Raw genomic sequence first — 1,013 nt, 5'->3', positions numbered from 1 at the left:
GGGTTGCTCAGCGTGGCGGTGTAAGTGATCTGACCACCTTCAACCACCGCCCCATTCGCCGTCAGGCTCAGCCCGGTATTGTCGATCGAATCGGTGATCGTGGTGACCGCCGGGGTGGTGCTCGGGGTCAGCTGCTCGAAATTGCCGCCGGTGGTGCTTTCGATGGTGGTGCTGACGGTGCTGCCGTTTTTGTARACGTCRTTSGCCGGGGTGTCGACCACCACCGARCCGGWRGTCTTGCCGGCTTCGATGTTGATCACCGCGCCATTGCTGAGCGTGACAGTCATCGGCGTGCYGGCCGGGTTGCTCAAGGTCGCGGTGTAGGTGATCTGGCCGCCTTCGGTGACCGAACCGGTTGCTGCCAGGGACAGCCCGGTGTTGTCGATCGAATCGGTGATCGTGGTGACCGCCGGGGTGGTGCTTGGGGTCAACTGCTCGAAATTGCCACCGGTGGTGCTTTCGATGGTGGTGCTGACGGTGCTGCCGTTTTTGTAGACGTCGTTGGCCGGGGTGTCGACCACCACCGAGCCGGTGGTTTTACCGGCCTCGATGTTGATCACTGCACCGTTGGACAGGGTCACGCTCATCGCGGTGCCGGCCGGATTGCTCAGCGTCGCGGTGTAGGTGATCTGGCCGCCTTCGGTAATGGTGTTGTCGGCGGTGAGCGTCAGGCCGGTGTTGTCGATCGAATCGGTGATCGTGGTGACCGCCGGCGTCGTGCTCGGGGTCAACTGTTCGAAGTTGCCGCCGGTGGTGCTTTCGATGGTAGTGCTGACGGTGCTGCCGTTTTTGTAGACGTCGTTGGCCGGGGTGTCGACCACCACCGAGCCGCTGGTTTTGCCGGCCTCGATGTTGATCACCGCGCCATTGCTGAGCGTCACGGTCATCGGCGTGCCGGCCGGATTGGTCAGGGTCGCGGTGTAGGTAATCTGGCCGCCTTCGGTGACCGAACCGGTTGCTGCCAGGGACAGCCCGGTGTTGTCGATCGAATCGGTGATCGTGGTGACCGCCGG

At 63.1% G+C, this 1,013-nt stretch carries 1 protein-coding gene; it reads right to left on the bottom strand.

From position 1 onward, the window contains the following. Positions 1 to 1,013, bottom strand: a 1,013-nt coding sequence (locus AC1DHT_RS29160; protein ID WP_477761590.1) for an immunoglobulin-like domain-containing protein, incomplete at both ends; no start/stop codon positions are given.

This window comes from Pseudomonas sp. 05N432 (genome assembly GCF_056396945.1).
Note: the sequence above shows the minus strand (reverse complement) of the source record. Positions and strands in the feature narration are given on the sequence as shown.